The following is a 21,693-nucleotide window of genomic DNA, read 5'->3' on the forward strand; positions in this document are numbered from 1 at the left end:
CTGTAATTACTCAGAATTTTATTCATGTTAATGCAATAGCGTGTCATAATATCCATTCTGAAGAGCGTTCACCCAAATCTAGAGGAATGCTAACAGCCTTACCGAGCCGGGGGCGATCGCGTGTTTGGGCAATAAAAGTTTGTACCTGTGTTGACCCACCCAAGGCATGAAGATAATTGGCAATGCTATCAAGATGCTCTTGGTACTCCGCCTCGCTCAAGGGAAAAGAAGCTTGCTCCAGATATTTCCACATTACTTGCAAAAATATCTTTCCCTGTGCCCGCCGGAACTGGACATCGTAAGAATATCCCCACTTCTCAAGCAACATCTGGCGTAATTCCTGTCCTGTCATAGCTTTTCTCAATCAGATTTTACATTTAGTTATGATGTTAAGTTCCGTGACTCCAGTATGATAAGGATATAAAGAAATGTAATGCTAACAGAAAAGATGCTAAATATATCTTGGAACAAAGAAGTATGGCATCGTTGTGAGCGCTAGCATTTCGACTTAGACAAGAGTTCTTCAAGTACTAGTACTTTTGTCAAAATGCTTAACAAAATACACAAAGAGCGCGTAGATTATGGCTCAATTTTCTGAATCAGCAGACGTGCCCGATATGGGGCGTCGTCAGTTCATGAATCTGCTCACTTTTGGGACTGTCACTGGAGTGGCTCTGGGTGCATTGTATCCCGTTGTCAAGTACTTTATTCCACCTGCTGCTGGTGGTGCTGGTGGTGGTACAACGGCAAAAGACGAGCTAGGTAACGATGTTAGTGTCACTAAATTTCTAGAAAACCGGAATCCAGGCGATCGCAGCCTAGTCCAAGGACTTAAGGGAGATCCTACCTATATTGTGGTAGAAAGCAAAGAGGCGATCAAAGATTATGGCATTAACGCCATCTGCACCCACTTAGGTTGTGTCGTCCCCTGGAACGTTGCTGAGAACAAATTCAAGTGTCCTTGTCATGGTTCCCAGTATGACGAAACTGGTAAAGTTGTTCGGGGACCAGCACCTCTGTCTCTGGCTTTAGCCCATACCAGCGTCAATGACGACAAGATCGTTTTAACCCCTTGGACTGAAACCGACTTCCGCACCGGTGATGCACCTTGGTGGAGTTAATAATTTTGTCATTAGTCCTTAGTCATTTGTCCTTCGTTCAGGGCTTAATGACTAATGACTAATGACCAATGACTAATGACTAATTCAATTGTCGCCCTTATAGAGATGAGAAATGTTTTCCTAACAGCGAGGTTAACTCGCAGTGCTAGAGCGATTGTAAAAACATTGCTCATAGCGATCGCCACCGTGACATTTTACTTCACCAGCGATCTAGCCCTTCCCCAATCAGCTGCCGCCTATCCCTTTTGGGCACAGCAAACCTATCCCGAAACCCCCCGCGAACCAACAGGGCGAATTGTTTGTGCCAACTGTCACCTAGCGGCCAAGGTTACAGAAGTGGAAGTTCCCCAATCGGTGCTACCTGACACTGTATTCAAAGCTGTGGTGAAAATCCCTTACGATCTCAGTGCCCAGCAAGTTGGTGCTGATGGTTCTAAGGTTGGCTTGAACGTCGGTGCTGTACTAATGCTACCCGAAGGCTTTAAGATTGCTCCTGAAGACCGTCTTTCCGAAGAACTTAAAGAAGAAGTTGGCGACACATTCTACCAACCCTACAGCGAAGACAAAGATAACGTCGTCATCGTCGGCCCTTTACCCGGTGAACAGTATCAGGAAATCGTCTTTCCAGTTCTTTCTCCCAACCCCGCAACCGACAAAAACATCCACTTCGGTAAATATTCAGTTCACGTAGGTGGTAATCGGGGACGCGGACAAGTTTATCCCACAGGTGAAAAGAGCAACAACACTGTTTACAACGCTTCCGCTACTGGCACAATTACCAAGATTGCCAAAGAGGAAGATGGAGACGGTAACGTTAAATATCTAGTCAACATCCAACCTGAATCTGGTGATGTTGTTGTTGATACGATTCCTTTAGGGCCAGAATTGGTTGTTTCCGAAGGGCAAGCAGTGAAGACTGGTGATGCTTTGACCAGCAACCCGAATGTCGGTGGATTCGGTCAAGCAGATGGAGAAATCGTACTGCAAGACGCCTCTAGAGTCAAATGGATGATTGCGTTCATCGCTCTTGTAATGTTAGCCCAAGTTATGCTGGTGCTGAAGAAGAAGCAGGTTGAAAAAGTTCAAGCTGCTGAGATGAATTTCTAAATTCTTTGCTAAATCATTCTTTGTAGGACAGGCATCTTGCCTGTCTTTTTTAATGTTAGTTACACGAAACCTGCAAATTTAGGAGTTAACTGCTATTATTTGAGCATAAATGCTTTAAAAGCACAAACAAAATACACCTTTTTCAATAATAATTTATGGGAATAATTAAGTGTTTAAAACAATCCGTTGATAGGATGGCTTAATTGAGGTAGCTATTAAGCTAAGTGCTTATAAATCGAAAAAACTAATAGGATGGCAATTATATTTCCAGGATTTTATCCTAACATACTATGGCCCAAGGTTTCGTGTACATTCTACTCAATCCATCATTTCCTGATCAAGTCAAAATTGGACGAACAGAAAAAACTTCTAATCTTAGGGCAAAACAACTACAAACTACCGGGGTTCCAACAGCTTTTATTGTGGTTTATGACGAGTTAGTATCGGATTGTGAAGTTGTTGAAAATATCTTGCACAGTAGATTTGCAGCTTACCGCACCAGTCTAGATCGGGAATTTTTTCGAGTCCCTGTTCGAGAAGCTATTCGTGTTCTTCAAGAAACTGCGGGGGCTTACAAAATTAGTAACGTAGCTCCGTCAAATCGAGTGGATATTCTAGCGAGCATTGAACAGAAGTACAGAGATTATCTAAAGCCAAATATCGTTTCTATAGCAATTGTTCAGTTGACAGATGTATGTTTCCTAGAAGTTACCCGACTAATTTATCCAAAAGCAAGGGATGAGATTATCGAACGAATGGATCTTTCAATTTTTGGGGCTAATAATGGAGAAAAGTTTCCAACTACAGATCCTATTGATATAAATGCCCATCGTTTTCTTAATGAATTAGATGATTACGATTTAATAATGACTGGTGCACCTCTCTTCACTAGTGAAGCCTGTAACCAGATAGCGTATGAATGGGAGAAGGAAGGAGGCAAACTCGATCAAGGTCGCTCTCGTTAGTTTCAACTTATTGCTAAACCAGCCACCTAACAATCCGTTGGAGCGGACTAAAGGGAAATATTGGGTGAGATGCAAAGGTTATTAGAAGCGCACAGCAAATGATTTTAATAAAGAAACTGCCGAGCATTATCTGTGGGGTAATAATTGTCATGGCTGGCATCTTGTTAAGCAAGCAGAGTATAATTCACGAACTTATGCCACTAGGAACTTTTGAGGTAAGACATTATCACCAGCGATCTCTACGACCGACTATTCGGTGTCGCACCAGTTTTTCTTTATCTTATCTGGAAAGGCAACCTTAGAAATCGATGGTTCCTGCCAAGTGCTTTCTCAACACGAAGGTGTAGAAGTTCCGCCTAATGTTCCTTATCAGATACTCAATGAAGGAGAATCTAATTTAGAATTTCTGTGATTTCACAACCTCCCAGCCATAGCGACAGGATTTTGAGCGATAGTATTGAATCTAGCCCTAGTTGAGTTGAGGTACCGACCATGACAGCCTCAGTAGAGTATATCCCCGTTACCCCGATTGAGTACCCAGATGAGGATGGTAAGCCAATGGCTGAAGGTGATTTACAGCGCAAGTGTCTCGTATACGCTAGCACTGTGCTGGAAATTTATTTTCAAAATCACCCAGATGTATACGTCGCTGGTAATCTATTTATTTATTACGAAAAAGGTTATCCAGAATCAGTTGTCGCTCCAGATGTATTTGTGGTGTTTGGAGTGGAAAACTGTGACAGACGCTCTTACAAAACCTGGGAAGAAAATAATCAAACCCCAGATTTTGTTCTAGAGATCACCTCAAAAACCACCCGTAGCAAAGATCAAGGTGCAAAGAAAGGAATTTACGCCTTTCTGGGAGTGCGTGAATATTTCCAATACGATCCTACAGGCGATTATCTCAATCCCCAACTCCAGGGTTTACACTTGGTCGATGGGAATTATTTCCCAGTGGCAGCCAATACCCTGCCAGATGGTACAGTATCTATACCCAGTGAAGTTTTGGGGCTAGAGTTACGCCTGGAAGCAGGAAAACTACGTTTTTACAATCCAGCTACAGGTCAAATACTGTTAACTCATGAAGAGGAAGCAGCTGCACGACAAGCCGCAGAAGAGAAAGCGCAAAGATTAGCTGCTAAACTCCGAGAATTAAATATTGATCCAGATAGCCTTTAGTTAAATCCGGCAGTGTTAATAAAATAATAGGGTAAGTATGATTTACCCACCTTAATTATGCTTACTGAAGCTATACAATAATCTCAAAGTTCTCCATTAATCTTGCGCCTGATGATTTCCATCTGGGCTTGCATATCAGCTTCTGTCACAGGCATGGGATACTTTGGAGAATTAGGATCGCGTTTGCTCATTAAAAAACGTAGAGCTTCAATATCTTCATGGTTTTCTACAACATAAGCTCTCAACTCTGTAAAACTCATCTGCTCATAATTCGGGTTCATTGACAAACTCCCATTCGCCATTGCGATAAATAATAATTTGCAGTTCATCCGCAGATAAAATGTAAATTTATCCGATTTTGTCGTCAAAGCGAAATAAACGGATGTCTTTGTAAAGATTTGACAGCATTTGACAAACCCTTACACAGGCTAAGGCTTGCTCTGTTGTTGGTAAAATAAACGCTCCTCACTACTAATATAGGGTGAGCAATGCCCACCCTACTGCTGTTGATTATTTTTTGTGAGACTATAGCGGGCGATAGACGCGATAGTTGATTTCGGGGAAGATATTATCCATTAACTCGACTTTTTCCAACCAACCACTGTCAACTTTGCCGATTTTAACGTCTTCGTAGAGCTTATTGAAACGCATCAGGTGCGATCGCGTCCGTCTAACTGCATAGGGTACCATTGTTCCCGTCCGCATAATAAATGCCCAGTCAGAAGATTGTGCTAATAGCAGTTCCCGCGCCGCTTGGTTAAGCGCTTTCCACCCCAACTCATCCTCTGGTTCTAGGTGCGAGATTTCAATCATCCGTTCAGCAGCTTTGTGCAAATGCGGATAAATCCACGCATTTGTTTCATTTAACCAATACTCATGAAAACCCTTGAAACCCCAACTCGACTGCGAAGGACGACAGACTTGCTGAGTTGGTTGATCCCGCAAATAGTCTGCTAAATGGGTCATTTGATATGTTTTTTGGTCATACCATGACTTGCGGAATAGGTAATCGATGAACCAGGGCCCTTCATACCACCAATGTCCAAATAACTCTGCGTCATAAGGCGAAACGATAATTGGTGGACGCTGCATTATACCATAGAGATGCTCAGATTGCTGCTCTCGGTTATACATAAAGTTAGCAGCGTGTTCTGCTGCCTTTTCCTTAGCCCAATAAGGATCGTAGAGTGCCTTATCTGATAGTCCTAAGCCACGTCCAGTAATTTTGTGATACTTAATACCAGTATTTTTCCTTTGACCATTGGGCATTATGTAGGGTTTAATATACTCATATTCTGCTTCCCAGCCCAAATCTTTGTAAAATTCTCGATATTCCGCCGCCCCAGGATAGCCCACCTCAGAAGACCATACCTGTTGGGAAGATTCATGATCTCGACCAAAGACAGCAACACCAGTTTCTGTATAAATTGGGGCATAAGTGCCAAAGCGCGGACGCGGACGGGCGTAAAGAATGCCATGCCCATCAGTGAGAAAGTAGCGTAGCCCAGCATCGGCTAGCATCCGATCTAAACCTTCATAGTAGGCGCATTCCGGCAACCAAATGCCTCTAGGTGCTTTTCCAAAGGTTTGCTCGTAATGTTCGCAAGCTACCTGAATTTGCGCCCAGACCGCTTCTGGATACATTTTCATCAACGGTAAATAGCCGTGAGTAGCGCCGCAGGTGATGATTTCCAGGTTGTTACTGTCTTGGAACTGCTTAAAAGCTGTCACCAAGTCACCGCTGTAGCGTTCCCACAGCTGACGCGCTTCGCTAAACTCAGTAGCGTAATGTTCGGCTAAATAACGAAGATGTCCGTTATTGACATTATGTTCTGCTTCTAGTTGTATAAGTTCTTCTAGTTGGGTTAAGTGTGCGTCATAGCGTTCTTGAAGCAGAGGATCGCGAAGCATCGACACTAGAGGTGGTGTCATACTCATCGTGATTTTAAAGTCGATACCGTCTCGCTTTAAGCCTTCAAATACTTTCAATAAGGGGATGTAGGTTTCTGTGATGGCTTCATAGAGCCATTCTTCCTCCAGCACGTAGTCACTTTCCGGGTGACGAACGAAGGGCAGATGTGCGTGGAGTACAAGCGCGACGTAGCCGATAGCCATAGTGATTTTGGGGTGATACTTGTAAGTTGAAGGTCGAGAGGTTTGGCTGAAATTAACAATATTTTAAGACTTTATGGGGATCGTAAGAATAGTTTTCAATTGAGTTAAATACAGTCTTTGTAGGGGACAACATTGTTGTGCTCCCACCGCATCTTGTTGTTAACTAGTTTTAAATCTCTGTAAAACCTGTCTATTTGTTTATTGTATGATGCTGTACTTTAAATATTTACTCAGGTTCAATTCCTGTGGCTCGTCAGCGTTTTGCCAATTTTTCAGATGTTGGTTCGCTTGCTGCAACTGTTGGTTTGCTTCTTCTTCTGGCAACATTAGTCGATGCCCATCTGGGGCAAAAAAGCGCAATTTTCCCACTTTAACTCCCAAATACAGCATTAACTGCTAGACTCCACAACCAACCTGACTCAGTGGGAGCAAGTTCTTGGTATTACCCATCAACGATGTGAAACCCTTGTAATTCTAGGTTATTTGGGTCAAACCAGAAGTAAGGGACTTCCAGAGAATAAATTACTCAAAAAAACAAAAGACAGCATTCATATAAAAATGATAATCATTGTCTTTTAGGGGATATTTTATTTTTTGTAAGTCCCATTGTTTCTCAGATACCTTTGTAAGCGTTGATTTAGAGTTCCTGTATGTAACTCAAATAAATGATTGTCGTAGTCGTAAAAATATAAGGAACGCCCTTCTCCATCTACACGACTTCGACCTTCCTTCACATCTAACTCAAGACTCCTAACTCTAGCAGCATAAAGTTCGTAGTCTTCTTCGGTTATTTTTAAAGCCAGATGGTTATAAGTTTTCTCTGGTAAAGAATCCCCTTGCATGATGGCAATCCATAAGCCGTTTATCAGGAAGAATTTTTCTTTTGAGATCGAGAAAGTTTGCTCACCACTAGAATAAATCTCCTCAGCATCAAATATGGATACAAGGAATTTCGTCATCTTCTCCAAGTCTTTGACGATAAATGTGATATGACTAATTCCTTGAATCATTCTTCCTTCTTAGTTTGAGTTAGACCTCGGTTACCGAACACTCTTGCAAGTCATTTTATTTCCAAGGCGACAAGACATCGCACTCCTTATTCCTCATCTCGGTATAACTCCTGCAAGTCCTGTAACTGAGTCTTACGGGAAATCCGGCGATATTTTTTACTTTCTAGCTTGGGTTCGTATTGGCTCTGCCCTTTGCCTTTGCTTTTTAACTTCATCGTAGATTCAGGATCGGCTTGTTGGTGCAGCTGAGTTTGATGAGCGATCGCATCGGACAAAAATTCTAAATAATGTTCATATCGTTCCCAATCTCCCCGCACCGCACACTCAGGCTCATCTCGATGCAGACAATCACTAAACCGACAGCTAGCAACTGCTAACCGCTCTCTTGCTTCTGGGAAATAATGGATTAATTCTTCTGGGTTACAATCCATGTCAGGCTGATTAAAGCCCGGAGTGTCTGCCAGCAAACCACCACTTGGTAACTCAAATAATTCTATATGGCGAGTGGTATGACGACCACGAGCCAGTTTGCCAGAAACTTCCCCCACTCGCAGGTGAAGAGAGTCAATTAGCGTATTAATCAGGCTGGATTTACCCACGCCAGAAGGTCCAGCAATTACGGTAATTTTATTACTCAAATATCTGGCTGCTTGTTCAGTATTTATACCATCTTTGACGCTGATAAATATCGGCTGATAGCCCCAACCGAGTAGGCGATCGCTAACTTGTTGCTGTTCTTGCGATGAAATTAAATCACTTTTATTCAAGCATAAAAGCACATCCAAGCCAGTAGACTCAGCCTTAATCAGAAACCGACTCAGTTGGTAAGGTTCTAAAGGTGGATCGGCAACGGCAAATACCAATAGAATTTGGTTGACATTGGCGATCGCTGGACGATCTAATTCGCTTTGACGGGGTAAGACATCAGCGATCGCACCCCGTCCTCCAGCCCAATCTGGCTCTTCTACCACAACGCGATCGCCTACCATCACCTGTTGCCCGATTTTTTTCAGACGTGTTCTCCGGGTACAAAGTAGGAGAGGGGGATAAGGAAGATGAGGAGGATTTTGCCCCTTCATCTCCCTTATCTCCCTCATCTCCCCATCCTGTTGATCCAGCTGTACTCGGTAAAAATTAGCCTGTACAGCTAGCACCGTACCCAATAACTGTCCAGTTACGACAAAATTTTCCCCTGTCATTGGCCAGCTTGTGGACGGCGCACTAACAGAGAAAAATAACTAGTGCAGTCTGTGATTTGTTCTACCTGATAACCTGCCATTGTCAGACTATCAGGAACCTGCTCAATCGGCTCACCTGGGTCTAGCCAGACTTCTAGCAAACCTCCCAATGGCATTTTCTCCAGACGTAATTTTGTCCGCACGAAATTAATAGGGCAAGGGGTGCCGCGTAAATCAAGTTGAGCATCGGGAGTTAAAACAGAAGAGGGCTTCATTACTTAAATAAATTTCCCAAGAATCCTTCTAGACCGCCTTTACCAGTGCGATCTCCCTTAATTTTAGCCAGCTTCTCCAACAGTTCCCTCTCCTCTGGGGTTACTTTATTGGGAATATCAATTAATACTGTCAGCATATGATCCCCACGACTTACGGGATTACCCAAGCGGGGTACGCCACGATTTTCCAACTTCATCACTGTATTGGGCTGGGTTCCAGCTGGAAGAATCAGTTCCACCGGCCCATCTACCGTATCTACCTCTAACCGACAACCTAAAATCGCTTGCAGATAGCTAACTTTGATTTCGGAGAGAATATTAATGCCATCCCGTTGGAATTCCTCGTCCTCATTCACGAACAGGTAAACGTACAAATCCCCTGGAGGTCCACCACGTTGACCAGCATCTCCTTCACTAGAAATCCGCAAGCGTGTGCCATTATCCACCCCAGCTGGAATGGTAATTTTGAGTTTCTTTGTGACTTGATTTGCGCCCTTACCATCACAGGCATCACACTTATCTTCAATTACCATCCCTGTCCCATTACAGGTGGGACAAGTCGAGACTTGGGTGAAACTGCCAAAGGGTGTTCTAGTTACACGGCGGACTTGACCCGATCCGCTACAAGTCGAACAAGTCCGAGGGCGGGTTCCTGGTTTAGCACCAGAACCACTACAGACTTCGCAATTTTCTAGATGCGAAATGCGAATTTCTTTTTCACCGCCAAATACCGCTTCCCGAAAGTCTAACTTCAGGTCTAGCCGCAGGTCATCACCTCTTGCAGGCCCACTGCGCCGTCTTTGTTGCGTGGGATTACCCATACCGCCAGCAAAGCCACTAAAAATGCTTTCAAAGATATCGGCAAAACCACCCATATCGCCGACATCTTGAAAGCCCGCGCCAGCACCTGATACACCCTCTGGCCCAAAGCGATCGTAACGAGCGCGGGTTTCTGGTTCCGAGAGTACTTCATAAGCGCGGTTAATTTCTTTAAAGCGATCCTCCGCCCCCGGTTCTTTGTTCACATCTGGGTGATACTTCCGGGCTAAACGGCGATAGGCTTGTTTGATTTCTTCTTTGTCGGTGTCACGAGAGACACCCAGGATTTCATAATAGTCGCGGGCCATATAGCAAAGGTAAAAGTTAGAAGGAAGAAAGCAGAAGGCAGTAGAAGATCACGGTCATTTGCTACCCTACGGAAAAGTGTTTTGCTTACAGATATGCAAGAGCACTACAGTATCCGTTTAGAGGGCGGCTTGCCGGAGTCCAGGCAGAAGATAAAATTAATTTTTGTTAATAACTGATTTTACCCTTTACCATTTACAAAAATCACCGACAAATCTTGAGCAACAGGTGCTTTCCTCGTGGGAGACGACAAAAGCTATAGAAGTTAAGAGCAGGGGAAGCCTTTGCTCAGACTTCTCACTGCCGAGTCGGCTGTCTCTTTTACAATTGTGCTACGTAGCAGAGGAAAACCCCGCCCATCAACCAGAGGGGCTAGCCGCACCATTAGGTGTGGAAAACCACCCTTATGCAATGGAAGTGCATCTGAACTGGCACACCGCCTAGCCCAAAGTAATTTGCTTCTACAATCTAGCAAACCGCTGGGGTCTTGTGAAACTTCGCTAAATTTATAATCAATATATTTAGATATATTAAAGTGTCTCAAGAAAAATTTGCAACTTAGAGGAGCAGGGAAGAAGCAGAGGAGCAAGGGGACTCGGGGCCCCACGGAGTGGGGATTGGAGGAGAGGGGGCAAGGGGGAGAATAAAAAATTACCTCTTTAGTTCTTTCCCCTCTGCCTCTTCCCAATGCCCAACCCCTAATCTATCGCCTCATAATCAGCCTGTGCAGTACTTTCTTCGTCAAAATCAAAGTTGAATTGTGGTATTAGTGTGCCATTCATTGGTGAGTCTACTTCTGGGGTAAAAATACTAGCTGAAGCCTCTTCAATCTCATCACTTTGGCTGTTAGCTCGATTGTAGACATCGGCACCAATTGCAAACAGGGTTTGTTGGAAGTCGTCTAAGCGCTGCTTAAATTCCACAGTGGAGATGCTGGAGTCAATCATTGCAGCTTGGAGTTGTGAAACTTTTTCACTGGCCAAGGTTTTCATCTGGTCGCCGATAAAGTTGCTATTATCCTTGATGGTGGATTCGTAACTGAACAACAGATTCTCTGCTTGGTTTTTGAGTTCAACCAGTTCTTTACGTCTTCTATCTTCTTCGGAAAACAGTTCGGCTTCTTGGCGCATCCGTTCGACTTCGTTAGTACTCAAGCCACCTGTATTGGTAATCCGAATACTCTGTTCTCTACCTGTACCTTTGTCTTGGGCAGAAACCTTCAGGATGCCGTTGACATCGATTTCAAAGGATACTTCAATTTGAGGCACACCACGAGGAGATGGGGGAATTCCTGCTAGCAGAAACTTGCCGAGACTCTTGTTATCTCGTGACATTGCCCGTTCACCTTGGAGGATGTGAATTTCCACCGAGGTTTGCCCATCAACTGCTGTGGAAAAAATTTGTGACTTACTAGTAGGAATTGTGGTGTTGCGTTCAATGATTTTGGTAAACACTTCACCCAAGGTTTCAAGTCCTAAGGACAGAGGGGTGACATCCAATAGTAAGAGATTATCGACTTCGCCACCCAACACACCTGCTTGGATAGCCGCTCCCAATGCTACGGCTTCGTCAGGGTTGATAGAGCGATCGGGAGCTTTGCCGTTGAAAAACTTAATCAGCGCGTTTTGGACTGCGGGAATACGGGTAGAACCACCTACCAAAATAATCCGATCTATGGCTTGTGGTTTGAGATCCGCATCTTTGAGCGCTTGGATCATTGGTTCGATGGTCGCTTCAATTAATTTCCCTGCGAGTTCTTCAAATTTAGAGCGGCTGAGTTCCATCTCCAGATGCTTTGGCCCGGTATCATCAGCCGTGATAAACGGCAAGTTGATGGAGGTATTCACCATGCTGGAGAGTTCAATTTTTGCCTTTTCTGCTGCTTCCCGCAGGCGTTGCAGTGCCATCTTATCTTGGGAAAGGTCGATTTTCTCTTGTTGCTGGAAACGTTCCATCATCCAAAGCACGATCGCATTATCAAAGTCGTCTCCACCCAAGTGGTTGTTACCACAAGTCGCTTTAACTTCAAAAACGCCATCCCCAAGTTGCAGGATCGATACGTCGAAGGTACCGCCTCCTAAGTCGAATACTAAAATTAGCTGCTCTTGGTCTTGCTTTTCCAATCCGAAAGCTAAAGCCGCAGCTGTTGGTTCGTTGATGATTCGCAGGACTTCTAGTCCAGCAATCGTGCCAGCATCTTTAGTTGCTTGTCTTTGAGCATCTGTGAAATATGCTGGTACGGTGATCACTGCCTGAGTGACCTCCTCACCCAAGAAGTTTTCCGCATCCTGCTTGAGCTTTTGCAGGATCATGGCCGATAGTTCTTGTGGCGTGTAGTTTTTTGAGCGAATTTGAACATCAACAGTATCGTCTCGACCTTTAACACAGTTGTAGGGGACGCGATCGCGTTCTATGTCAGTGTCTTCCCAACGCCGTCCGATGAATCGTTTAATACTGTAAATTGTGTTTTCGGCATTGGTTACGGCTTGGCGCTTTGCCAATTGACCAACCAAGCGATCGCCACTCTTCCCAAATCCCACAATACTTGGAGTAGTTCGTCCACCTTCAGAATTGGAGATCACCAGTGGTTGACCGCCCTCCAAAACTGCGACGCAACTGTTAGTAGTGCCTAAGTCGATCCCAATAACTTTTCCCATACTTACCAGTATTTTTACTGACTCTTTCTGCTGTAATATATCGCGGTATAACTTTTTTGCTATGAACCAAGGCTAGCGGATAACGTCTGTGGAACCTGTGTGCTGGTAGCAACGCCAGAAGTTGAAACACAGAGAGTTATCCAAAGCCTTGTCCTTGTTTTACGCGATGCTCGTCCTTGCTAGAACCCAGGCACTTTAGGTCAGTGAGGCGAGCGATTACAGCTTAACTGTTGGCTGAACTCGACTGATCTTCTGGTGCCGCAGGGCTATCTTCCTTGGGAGCAGCTACTTTGACCATTGCATGGCGTAGCACGCGATCGCCCAAGTAATATCCGCGCACTAACTCTTCTAACACTGTTCCTTCAGGATGTTCATCCGTAGGTTCCCGCATTACTGCTTCGTGCAGGTTAGGATCAAATTCTTGACCTTCAGGACGCATTGGTGATACACCCAAGCGCTTCAGGCTATCTACTAATTGTTTGTAAACGCCTTGGTAACTTTTGTGCATGGTCATTTCGCCATCAGATTGAGGTTTGAGGTGCGATCGCGCCCGCTCAAAATTATCGACCACTGGCAACAATTCCAGAATGGTGTTCCGCTTTATTTGTGTCTCTAGCTCTTCTTTTTCTTTGCTGGTGCGTTTCCGGTAATTCTCAAAATCAGCGGCAATCCGCATATATTGAGTACTACGCTCTTCTAGTTGCGTTTTGAGGGACTCGATTTGTTGAGTCAGTTCTGCCAAAGCTGCCCTTTCTACTTCAGTTTTCTCAGTTGCAGCGACGCTGTTTTCTGGATTGAGAGTAGCCGTATCCCCCGATACATTGGTTTGATCTGCCACTTGCTCTGTAACCTCGCTACCAGATTCATTGAAATTAATTTGGGCTGGGGAGTCACTCTTCATTGCTTGCTTTACCTCTGTTGGTTCACCCAATTGCTGGCTTGTGTTGTTTATCTGTTTATTTTCATCGATCATTGTCTACTCTTTCCAGATCCTATTTATGGCAGTGTATCTCCACAGCTTGCAACCGTCGTCATCCACAACTTGCAACTGAGGCTGATTTTATTGCCGACAAGTTCCTGGAAGTGATGTAACCGTCCTCTTATTGTGACAAATGGTGAACACGTTAGCCCAGACGCCACTAAGGCGGGAACCCGAATGAATAATGTACCTCTATGAGCAAGTAATTTGGAAGAGTGGCACTGAATGTGATTCGCCCCTCATCTTCTTCATGAGTCGGTTTTTTAATGAATTACTACTTAAAATTTAACCATTTATCAAATATTGTTATTCCTTCGGAAGTGTTAGGTATTGAATGCTGAGTCAGATGTTTTGATGTCTGGGTTGTACCCTATGACTGAAGTTTGTTGATTAAGCCAGTCAAGAGTTTCTATTTTCTCGACTACTACTTCTTTTTCATTCGGCACTTAGAGACTTCTAAATAAAAAACATCCCAAATTTTGGCGTTGCATATTTGCAGGATGATTTGGCAACTTCTAAAATTCCCCCCTGCCTCCCCTGCTTGCCTCAATTCATCCCACTGTTCTGCAACGCCCAAATTTTCTTGTGGGATGGGTTTCCCCACCCGTCCTATATTCAGCGTAGGCAGGATGCCCACCCCACCAGATGGTTGAAGAAGGCAGGAGGCAGAGGGCAGAAGGCAGAAGGAACTTTTTCGTCGGGGATTCAGACCCCGCCCAATTGTAAGCGCCGTGTAGACGGCGGGGTTTTAGACCCTTGTTCCCAACTCTTGGAGACGCTGCGCGTAGCTTGCTTCCCTGTAGGGGTACGGTCACAGCCAGAGGACTGTTGCAGCATTCCCTTCTGCCTCCTGCCTCCTGCCCTCTGCCTTTCTTGATAATTTATTTCTTAGAATCCCTTAGCAAGAACTCTAAGCAACGTAAACTACTGCTCAGAAGTCCAGTGACTTAGGACTTTTTTGGGAAATGAGAATTCTGTCTCATAGCCTGGGAATACTTTAAGCAGAGGTTTCCCCAAATCAATTGCTCATTTATGACTTACTCGTCACCACAACGGCGCAGTACCGCTCTAACTACCAGAACAGAGTTTTCGCCCTTCGGCAACAAGCTAGTGCAATCTGGCTATGTCAATACCGAACAGATGAGGCAGGCACTAATTGAAAGCCGTAAATCTGGCAGACCCTTAACGGAAGTACTAGAGTCAATCACTGGGCAACAACTATCACCTGAGTTGCTCAGGCAATACAAAAAACAACAGCTATTTGAACTTAAAATACTATACGGTGTTGAATTCCTTGATCCGGAAGTCAATTCCTTTGGCAGCACGATGATGGGGAACCTAATTGAAACCCTCATCCCAGTGGATATTTGTCGTCGCCATCGTTTAGTACCACTATCGAAACACGAAGACCAAACGCCGCCCTCAGTTTTAGTGGCGATGGTTGCTCCAGATAATTTAGAGGCTTCCGATGACCTGAATCGCATCTTGCGCCCTCAAGGCTTGGCATTGCAGCGCATGGTGATTACACAGGAAGATTACCAGCAGCTAATCAACCAATACCTGGATGAAATGGCTGTTAAGCAAAAGCACCTGGAACAAGAAAAGTTTACAGATATTAATCAGGATTTAGAAAACCTCGGAAATCTCGATATTTCGGATGCTCCTGAAGAAATGGAGGCTGATCTAGGGGCTGCGATGAAGGGTGCAGAGGATGCCCCAGTCATCAACCTAGTTAACAGAATCCTGGCTAAAGCTTTGCATGAGGGCGTGTCTGATATTCATATCGAACCGCAAGAAGAAAACTTACGCATTCGCTTTCGGAAGGATGGCGTACTGCGTGAAGCTTTCGATCCCCTACCGAAAAAAATCATCCCGGCGGTGACAGCCCGATTTAAAATCATCTCCAATCTAGACATTGCTGAACGCCGTTTACCCCAAGATGGACGTATCCGACGAATGTTTGAGGGACGTAAGGTGGACTTTCGGGTGAATACTTTACCCAGCCGCTACGGGGAAAAAGTGGTGCTGCGGATTTTGGATAACTCCTCCACCCAACTGGGATTAGATAAGTTAATTACCGATCCAGAGACTTTACATATTGTCCAGGATATGGTTAGCCGTCCCTTTGGTCTAATTTTGGTGACTGGGCCAACTGGTTCTGGGAAAACAACCTCGCTGTATTCTGCACTTTCAGAAAAGAATGATCCCGGAATTAATATCAGTACTGTGGAAGACCCAATTGAGTACAGTCTTCCAGGGATTACTCAAGTACAGGTAATTCGGGAAAAAGGGTTAGATTTTGCTACCGCTCTGCGGGCTTTCTTGCGGCAAGATCCAGATGTGCTGCTGGTGGGTGAAACGCGAGATAAGGAAACGGCAAAAACAGCAATTGAGGCTGCCTTGACTGGTCACTTGGTATTAACTACCTTACATACCAATGATGCCCCAGGTGCGATCGCTCGTTTGGGAGAAATGGGAATTGAGCCTTTCATGGTTTCTAGTTCCCTAATTGGCGTTTTAGCTCAACGTTTGGTACGGCGTGTATGTTCTGAATGTCGTGTTCCTTACACTCCCACAACCGAGGAACTGGCTCGTTATGGTCTATCAGCTTCCTCAGATGTCGGAGTTACTTTCTATAAGGCTAACACCTTGACATTAGATGCGATCGCAGAAGCCAAAACCAAAAATCAGCTTTGCTCAAAATGTAATGGGGTCGGCTACAAAGGGCGTTGTGGTGTTTATGAAGTCATGCGAGTCACCGAAAACCTGCAAACTCTCATCAACGAAGATGCACCCACGGAACGCATCAAGGAAGTGGCAATAGAAGAGGGCATGAAAACCTTGCTGGCTTATAGTTTGGACTTAGTGCGCCAAGGTTCCACCACCCTAGAAGAAGTAGAACGAGTGACGTTTACTGATACTGGTTTGGAAGCCGAGTTAAAAGCCAAACGCAAGACTGGTCTTACCTGCCGGACTTGCGAGGCCACATTGAAACAAGAATGGCTGGATTGTCCCTACTGTATGACATCTCGGTTTTAAGACTAGGCATTAGTCATTGGTCATTGTCAATGGTTAGTAACTTTAAACAAATGACAACTGACAAAGGACAAATAACAAACATTAAAAGGAAGCAGAACTATGGAAATGATGATTGAAGACTTGATGGAGCAGTTGATTGAAATGGGTGGCTCGGATTTGCATTTATCCGCAGGTTTGCCTCCCTACTTCCGCATCAGTGGCAAACTCACCCCCATAGGTGAGCATGTATTGACAGCCGATGAATGTCAAAGGCTCATTTTTAGTATGCTCAACAACACCCAGCGTAAAACTTTAGAGCAAACCTGGGAGTTGGATTGTTCTTATGGTGTTAAAGGTTTGGCTCGCTTCCGGGTCAATGTCTATAAAGAACGTGGTGCTTATGCTGCTTGCTTACGGGCATTAAGTTCTAAAATTCCTAACTTTGAAAAATTAGGTCTGCCAGATATAGTGCGGGAAATGTGCGATAAGCCCAGGGGATTGATTCTAGTAACAGGCCCTACAGGTTCCGGGAAGACAACTACCCTAGCGGCAATGATTGACTTGATTAACCGCACCAAGGCAGAGCATATTTTAACGGTGGAAGACCCAATTGAATTTGTCTACGAACCAATTAAAAGCTTGGTTCACCAACGGCAACTAGGTGAAGATACCAAGAGCTTTGCTAATGCCTTGAAAGCAGCTTTGCGGGAAGACCCAGATATTATTCTGGTGGGGGAAATGCGCGATTTGGAAACGATTTCTTTGGCGATTTCCGCAGCGGAAACAGGACACTTGGTATTTGGTACGCTACACACCAGTTCCGCCGCCCAAACTGTTGACCGGATTATCGACGTTTTCCCCCATGAAAGACAAACCCAAGTGCGGGTGCAATTGTCTAACTCGTTAGTAGGGGTATTTAGCCAAACCTTGGTGTCCAAGAAAAACCCTAAACCTGGTGAGTATGGTCGGGTGATGGCTCAAGAAATTCTGATTGTCACTCCTGCTATTTCCAACTTGATTCGAGAGGGCAAAACATCTCAAATTTACTCAGCTATTCAAACTGGCGGCAAATTGGGAATGCAAACTCTAGAGAAGGTTTTAGCCGATTTTTACAAAGCAGGAACGATTTCCTTTGAAGCGGCGATGTCTAAGACTTCTAAACCTGATGAAATTCAACGTCTCATCGGTAATTCTACACCGCAAGCAGCTGCCGCAGGTGCGAAACCTGGTGCGGCTGTCAAAGCGCATTAAAGTAACTAGAAAGATGAGAGGGATGAAAAACCCTTGACTATTTTGAATTTTGAATTTTGAATTTTTAATTGATTTATGCCAACCTACGTTGCTCGTGTGCGGGATTCTCAAGGAAAATCCCGAACAGAAAAAATTGTTGCCGAATCCTTGGTACAAGCTCGTACTAATCTCAGAGATCAAGGTTTTGTAGTTCAAGAACTCAAACAATTTCAAGGATTTCAGACAAATTTTGACTTAAAAAAATTCCAGACTTCCTTAGTTAAGGTTTCTGTGAAAGACAAAGCCGTTTTTTCGCGTCAATTTGCCGTTTTGATGAATGCGGGAGTTGCGATCGTTAGAAGTTTAGGGGTACTTTCCGAACAGTGTAGTAATCCTAAATTGAAACAAGCTCTTGTGGACATTAGCAGTGATGTTCAAAGCGGAATGAATCTTTCAGAGTCAATGCGGAAACATCCTGACTGTTTCGATGGATTATATGTGAGTATGATTCAAGCTGGCGAAGTTGGTGGTGTTCTAGACGAAGTATTGAATCGTTTAGCTAAGTTGTTAGAAGATGTTGCTCGCCTACAAAACCAAATTAAATCAGCATTATCTTATCCAACGGTTGTAGGTTTTATAGCAGTTTCTATCTTTCTCGGCATGACCATTTTTCTCATTCCCGTTTTTGCGAAGATTTTTACAGAAATCGGAACTGAATTACCACCTCTAACGCAATTCTTGATGGATGCTAGCCAATTCTTGAGAAGTCCGAAGGTTTTTGTGCTTATCGCTGTTATTGTAGGACTTAAAATTGCCTTTACACAATACGGTAAAACTCCTGTTGGTCGCATAACAATTGATCGTCTTTCCCTGAAGATGCCGTTGTTTGGTGACTTAATTCAAAAATCTTCGGTTGCCCGCTTTAGCCGGACTTTTGGTTCTTTAACTCGTTCAGGGGTACCAATTTTAACTTGCTTAGAAATTGTCCGAGATACATCAGGAAACCAAGTAATTGCCAATGCCATAGATGCAGCCCGGATGGAGATTCAACAAGGAGGTATGATTAGCATTGCTTTACAAAAAGATAGCGTTTTTCCGGCTATGGCAATTCAGATGATTAGTATCGGAGAAGAAACTGGAGAATTAGATGCAATGTTGATGAAAGTTGCCGATTTCTATGAAGATGAAGTTGAGCAAGCAGTCAAAGCAATGACCAGTATTTTGGAACCAGTTATGATTGTGGTTCTAGGGGGGATGGTTGGAACCATTTTGCTAGCAATGTATTTGCCTATGTTTAAGGTATTTGAAAAGCTGGGATAGAGGATTAATAGTTAAGAGTTATAAGTTAGGAGTTAAAACTTTTTTACATAACTTTTAATTCCTAACTAATTAATTTTATTCTTAACTCCTCACTCCTAACCGGAGCTTTCGGAGTCTCCAGCTTTACTCTTAACTAATTTAATAAACTATGACTGTGCAAAAATCTCACTACGAAGCGAGTTTGGCAGAGTACAGCAATCATCTAGCTGCGATCGCCTTACTAAAACAATATCGGCCATACTTGGAAATGATTCCCAGTCTACGCCGTCCAGATGAAAGTGTCATCACTATACCCTTGCCAATTGTCCGTCTTCGCAACACTGCTACAACAACCCCACAAACGATTTGCTTACCCTGTGATGTGGCAATTTTGATGTGCGATCCTGAGTGGAAAATCAAAACTGGAGCAGAAATTTTAGTCTTTATTCATCGTGCTCACGAAGACTTTTCTGATTTGTTAGGACGTTGGCGACAAACCCAAGTTTTCCTGGACAATGATTATGAGTGGTTGATGCCTCTGCGCCACAGTCATATTTTGAGTGAGGGAGCCAATACCATATATCCTTTGTTTGTCGTTTTTAGTGAGACTTTAGAACGCATCCAAAGAGGTCTCGTAGGAGCCGAACTCCCATTTATTATGCAAACACCAGATTCGCTGCTTGAGGAGAATTTCACAGACATTTTCTCTCCAGAAATTCCACCAGCTTAGAAAAAGTTAGGAATTAAATGTTGTGTCTTCTAAACCCGAACTTCAAAAAACACTACACCCCAGCGAATAAGAAACGCTATATTTATCGCCTAGTATGCTTGGTGGGCTGCATATACTGATGGATAGACGACGCAGACAGACGACTAGGCGAATCTTATTGACGACTGTGGAGAATAATAATAACTCGCAAGTGTATTGAGTTTTTGCACTACGAACAAAAATAGTTCATCCAAGATTTGGGGGCACAGCGCTTTCTTTAAAAGCTTCCGAACCATTACGGTTACTTGACAAAAAATTAAACCCCTGCTGGTGTTGCATTTCTGTTACCCAACAGATTTTTACCTCTCTTAACTAAACTACAAGTTAGCCCATCACACAACATCTTGAAAGGGCTAGTTCTACAAAAATTTATTTTTACTTTTTGAAATTTTAATAGGAAAGTAATGAGGATTTGGCAAAGTTCCAGTAATCTTACTGTTGCCAACAAATAACTGTCGTAGAATTAGAGACATTTCAGAGCAGATATTTTATACTAATGAATCGCTTTTCTCAGAAAGTAACGAATTCTCAAGAGAGCATTTCACAACAAACTCAGTTGGGTCAAATGTGTGGTTCCAAAAGGCTCTTTCGCGATCGCTATGAAATACTGCAAATTTTGGGTCGAGGTGGTTTTGGCATCACGTTTTTAGCTAAAAATGCCGTATTACCTGGGAATCCCTTGTGTGTCATTAAACAACTTTCTCCAAAAGTGACTAATCCCCAAAGTTGGCAAAAGGCATGTACACGCTTTGAAAAAGAAGCAAGAACTTTGGGTAAACTCGGTAGTCATTCGCAAATTCCCATGCTCTTAGACTACTTTCAAACAAATGGGGAGTTTTTTTTGATTCAAGAATATGTGCCGGGTTTGACTTTGGCACAAGAAGTACGGCAAACTGGGCCCAAAAGTGAAGCCTCAGTTAAACGGTTTTTACAGGAATTATTACCTGTATTACAGTATCTTCATAAACATCATGTGATTCATCGCGATATTAAGCCCCAAAATTTATTGCGGTGTGATTATGACGGGCGGGTAGTGCTGATTGATTTTGGTGCGGTGAAAGAGCAATTAGTTGATGTTTGTGAAAACTCAATCAATCAAGCTGCAAACACGAACTTTATCGGGACTAGGGGATTTGCACCACCAGAACAGTTTTCTCTGCGTCCAGTTTATGCCAGTGATATTTATGCACTGGGTATAACTTGTATTTATATGTTAACTGCTAAAAGTCCTTTAGAATTTGAGTATGACCCGAATACTGGTGAAATATGCTGGGAAAAACAGATAAATATCAGCAATAGTTTTGCCCATACTTTAGGGAAAATGCTGAAAATTACCTTAGACGATCGGTTTAAGACTGCCGATGAAGTGATGAAAGCCTTAAGTTATGAAAGCTATTTGCCTACTTTGGCTAACTGTCTAACTACCCAAAAATTAAATAATAAAAGTATTACACAATACGATATTACACAACATGAAAATTATGATGTATACGTGCCACCTGTAGCCAGAACTGCTAGTGCTATTCGGAAATGGAGAGCAAGGCTCAAGGAAACAAGTTAGTACAGTTAAGTTGAAGCCTTTTTTACCTAAAGTATCAAATGAATAATTAATCAGAGGCAATTTAAAATAGCTAAAACAAATTTAGTATGGATTTTAACTATATTT

General features: G+C 43.5%; 22 protein-coding genes. 11 read left to right on the forward strand and 11 right to left on the reverse strand.

Going from position 1 to position 21,693, the window contains the following annotated elements:
- Window positions 1–43: 43 nt before the first annotated feature.
- Entirely contained in the window at window positions 44–352 is a 309-nt protein-coding gene (locus RM347_RS16830; RefSeq protein ID WP_322716187.1) for a DUF3067 family protein, read from the reverse strand.
- Between the two features lie 229 nt (window positions 353–581).
- On the opposite strand from RM347_RS16830, the gene petC reads away from it, so the two are divergent.
- The 5 genes from petC to RM347_RS16855 all read left to right on the forward strand — a co-directional run bounded on the left by petC (window position 582) and on the right by RM347_RS16855 (window position 4,372).
- Window positions 582–1,121: a cytochrome b6-f complex iron-sulfur subunit gene (petC, locus tag RM347_RS16835; protein WP_322716188.1), complete on the forward strand. Its 540-nt coding sequence runs from the start codon at window positions 582–584 to the stop codon at window positions 1,119–1,121.
- 105 nt (window positions 1,122–1,226) lie between these two features.
- Window positions 1,227–2,228 (forward strand): cytochrome f, encoded by a 1,002-nt coding sequence (petA, locus tag RM347_RS16840; RefSeq protein ID WP_322716217.1) that lies wholly within the window; start codon window positions 1,227–1,229, stop codon window positions 2,226–2,228.
- Between the two features lie 290 nt (window positions 2,229–2,518).
- Window positions 2,519–3,193, forward strand: coding sequence for a GIY-YIG nuclease family protein (locus RM347_RS16845; protein WP_322716189.1), 675 nt, complete (start codon window positions 2,519–2,521; stop codon window positions 3,191–3,193).
- Window positions 3,194–3,449: 256 nt separating this feature from the next.
- Entirely contained in the window at window positions 3,450–3,605 is a 156-nt protein-coding gene (locus RM347_RS16850) for a cupin domain-containing protein (RefSeq protein WP_322716190.1), read from the forward strand.
- An 80-nt stretch (window positions 3,606–3,685) separates the two neighbouring features.
- Complete coding sequence (locus RM347_RS16855; protein ID WP_322716191.1) at window positions 3,686–4,372, forward strand: Uma2 family endonuclease; 687 nt, start codon at window positions 3,686–3,688, stop codon at window positions 4,370–4,372.
- Between the two features lie 83 nt (window positions 4,373–4,455).
- Here the strand turns inward: RM347_RS16855 and RM347_RS16860 are convergent, their stop codons facing one another.
- The 8 genes from RM347_RS16860 to dnaJ form a co-directional block, all read right to left on the reverse strand.
- A complete protein-coding gene (locus RM347_RS16860) occupies window positions 4,456–4,653 on the reverse strand; it encodes a DUF6887 family protein (protein WP_322716192.1) in 198 nt (65 codons plus the stop codon).
- 67 nt (window positions 4,654–4,720) lie between these two features.
- On the reverse strand, window positions 4,721–4,828 hold the full coding sequence (locus tag RM347_RS16865) for a DUF6888 family protein (RefSeq protein ID WP_416211867.1): 108 nt from the start codon (window positions 4,826–4,828) through the stop codon (window positions 4,721–4,723).
- A 69-nt stretch (window positions 4,829–4,897) separates the two neighbouring features.
- Complete coding sequence (locus RM347_RS16870) at window positions 4,898–6,487, reverse strand: glycoside hydrolase family 57 protein (protein WP_322716193.1); 1,590 nt, start codon at window positions 6,485–6,487, stop codon at window positions 4,898–4,900.
- 198 nt (window positions 6,488–6,685) lie between these two features.
- Window positions 6,686–6,877: a hypothetical protein gene (locus tag RM347_RS16875; protein ID WP_322716194.1), complete on the reverse strand. Its 192-nt coding sequence runs from the start codon at window positions 6,875–6,877 to the stop codon at window positions 6,686–6,688.
- Between the two features lie 197 nt (window positions 6,878–7,074).
- The gene (fosX, locus tag RM347_RS16880) at window positions 7,075–7,497 is read right to left on the reverse strand and encodes a FosX/FosE/FosI family fosfomycin resistance hydrolase (RefSeq protein ID WP_322716195.1); all 423 of its coding nucleotides are present in this window, start codon (window positions 7,495–7,497) and stop codon (window positions 7,075–7,077) included.
- An 86-nt stretch (window positions 7,498–7,583) separates the two neighbouring features.
- Window positions 7,584–8,696 carry a small ribosomal subunit biogenesis GTPase RsgA gene (gene rsgA / locus RM347_RS16885; protein ID WP_322716196.1) on the reverse strand — a complete coding sequence of 371 codons (1,113 nt, stop codon included), beginning with the start codon at window positions 8,694–8,696 and terminating at the stop codon, window positions 7,584–7,586.
- On the reverse strand, window positions 8,693–8,950 hold the full coding sequence (locus RM347_RS16890; protein ID WP_322716197.1) for a sulfurtransferase TusA family protein: 258 nt from the start codon (window positions 8,948–8,950) through the stop codon (window positions 8,693–8,695). The genes rsgA and RM347_RS16890 overlap by 4 nt, the downstream gene beginning before the upstream one ends.
- Window positions 8,950–10,077 carry a molecular chaperone DnaJ gene (dnaJ, locus tag RM347_RS16895; RefSeq protein ID WP_322716198.1) on the reverse strand — a complete coding sequence of 376 codons (1,128 nt, stop codon included), beginning with the start codon at window positions 10,075–10,077 and terminating at the stop codon, window positions 8,950–8,952. Before dnaJ ends, RM347_RS16890 begins: the two co-directional genes overlap by 1 nt.
- A gap of 163 nt (window positions 10,078–10,240) precedes the next feature.
- Here dnaJ and RM347_RS16900 point away from each other — a divergent pair, with 163 nt between their 5' ends.
- Window positions 10,241–10,519, forward strand: coding sequence for a hypothetical protein (locus tag RM347_RS16900; RefSeq protein WP_322716199.1), 279 nt, complete (start codon window positions 10,241–10,243; stop codon window positions 10,517–10,519).
- Between the two features lie 254 nt (window positions 10,520–10,773).
- On the opposite strand, the gene dnaK is transcribed toward RM347_RS16900, so the two are convergent.
- Both dnaK and grpE read right to left on the reverse strand, forming a co-directional pair.
- A complete protein-coding gene (dnaK, locus tag RM347_RS16905) occupies window positions 10,774–12,732 on the reverse strand; it encodes a molecular chaperone DnaK (RefSeq protein ID WP_322716200.1) in 1,959 nt (652 codons plus the stop codon).
- A gap of 223 nt (window positions 12,733–12,955) precedes the next feature.
- Complete coding sequence (gene grpE / locus RM347_RS16910) at window positions 12,956–13,705, reverse strand: nucleotide exchange factor GrpE (protein ID WP_322716201.1); 750 nt, start codon at window positions 13,703–13,705, stop codon at window positions 12,956–12,958.
- Window positions 13,706–14,743: 1,038 nt separating this feature from the next.
- Here grpE and RM347_RS16915 point away from each other — a divergent pair.
- The 5 genes from RM347_RS16915 to RM347_RS16935 all read left to right on the forward strand — a co-directional run bounded on the left by RM347_RS16915 (window position 14,744) and on the right by RM347_RS16935 (window position 21,588).
- On the forward strand, window positions 14,744–16,750 hold the full coding sequence (locus tag RM347_RS16915) for a GspE/PulE family protein (RefSeq protein ID WP_322716203.1): 2,007 nt from the start codon (window positions 14,744–14,746) through the stop codon (window positions 16,748–16,750).
- A 99-nt stretch (window positions 16,751–16,849) separates the two neighbouring features.
- Window positions 16,850–17,980 carry a type IV pilus twitching motility protein PilT gene (locus RM347_RS16920; RefSeq protein WP_322716204.1) on the forward strand — a complete coding sequence of 377 codons (1,131 nt, stop codon included), beginning with the start codon at window positions 16,850–16,852 and terminating at the stop codon, window positions 17,978–17,980.
- Between the two features lie 75 nt (window positions 17,981–18,055).
- Window positions 18,056–19,279: a type II secretion system F family protein gene (locus RM347_RS16925; protein WP_322716205.1), complete on the forward strand. Its 1,224-nt coding sequence runs from the start codon at window positions 18,056–18,058 to the stop codon at window positions 19,277–19,279.
- A gap of 148 nt (window positions 19,280–19,427) precedes the next feature.
- A complete protein-coding gene (locus RM347_RS16930; RefSeq protein WP_322716206.1) occupies window positions 19,428–19,988 on the forward strand; it encodes a hypothetical protein in 561 nt (186 codons plus the stop codon).
- Between the two features lie 535 nt (window positions 19,989–20,523).
- The gene (locus RM347_RS16935; RefSeq protein ID WP_322716207.1) at window positions 20,524–21,588 is read left to right on the forward strand and encodes a serine/threonine-protein kinase; all 1,065 of its coding nucleotides are present in this window, start codon (window positions 20,524–20,526) and stop codon (window positions 21,586–21,588) included.
- Window positions 21,589–21,693: the final 105 nt, after the last annotated feature.

Source organism: Nostoc sp. ChiQUE02, assembly GCF_034531305.2.
Classification (GTDB): Bacteria; Cyanobacteriota; Cyanobacteriia; order Cyanobacteriales; family Nostocaceae; genus Nostoc.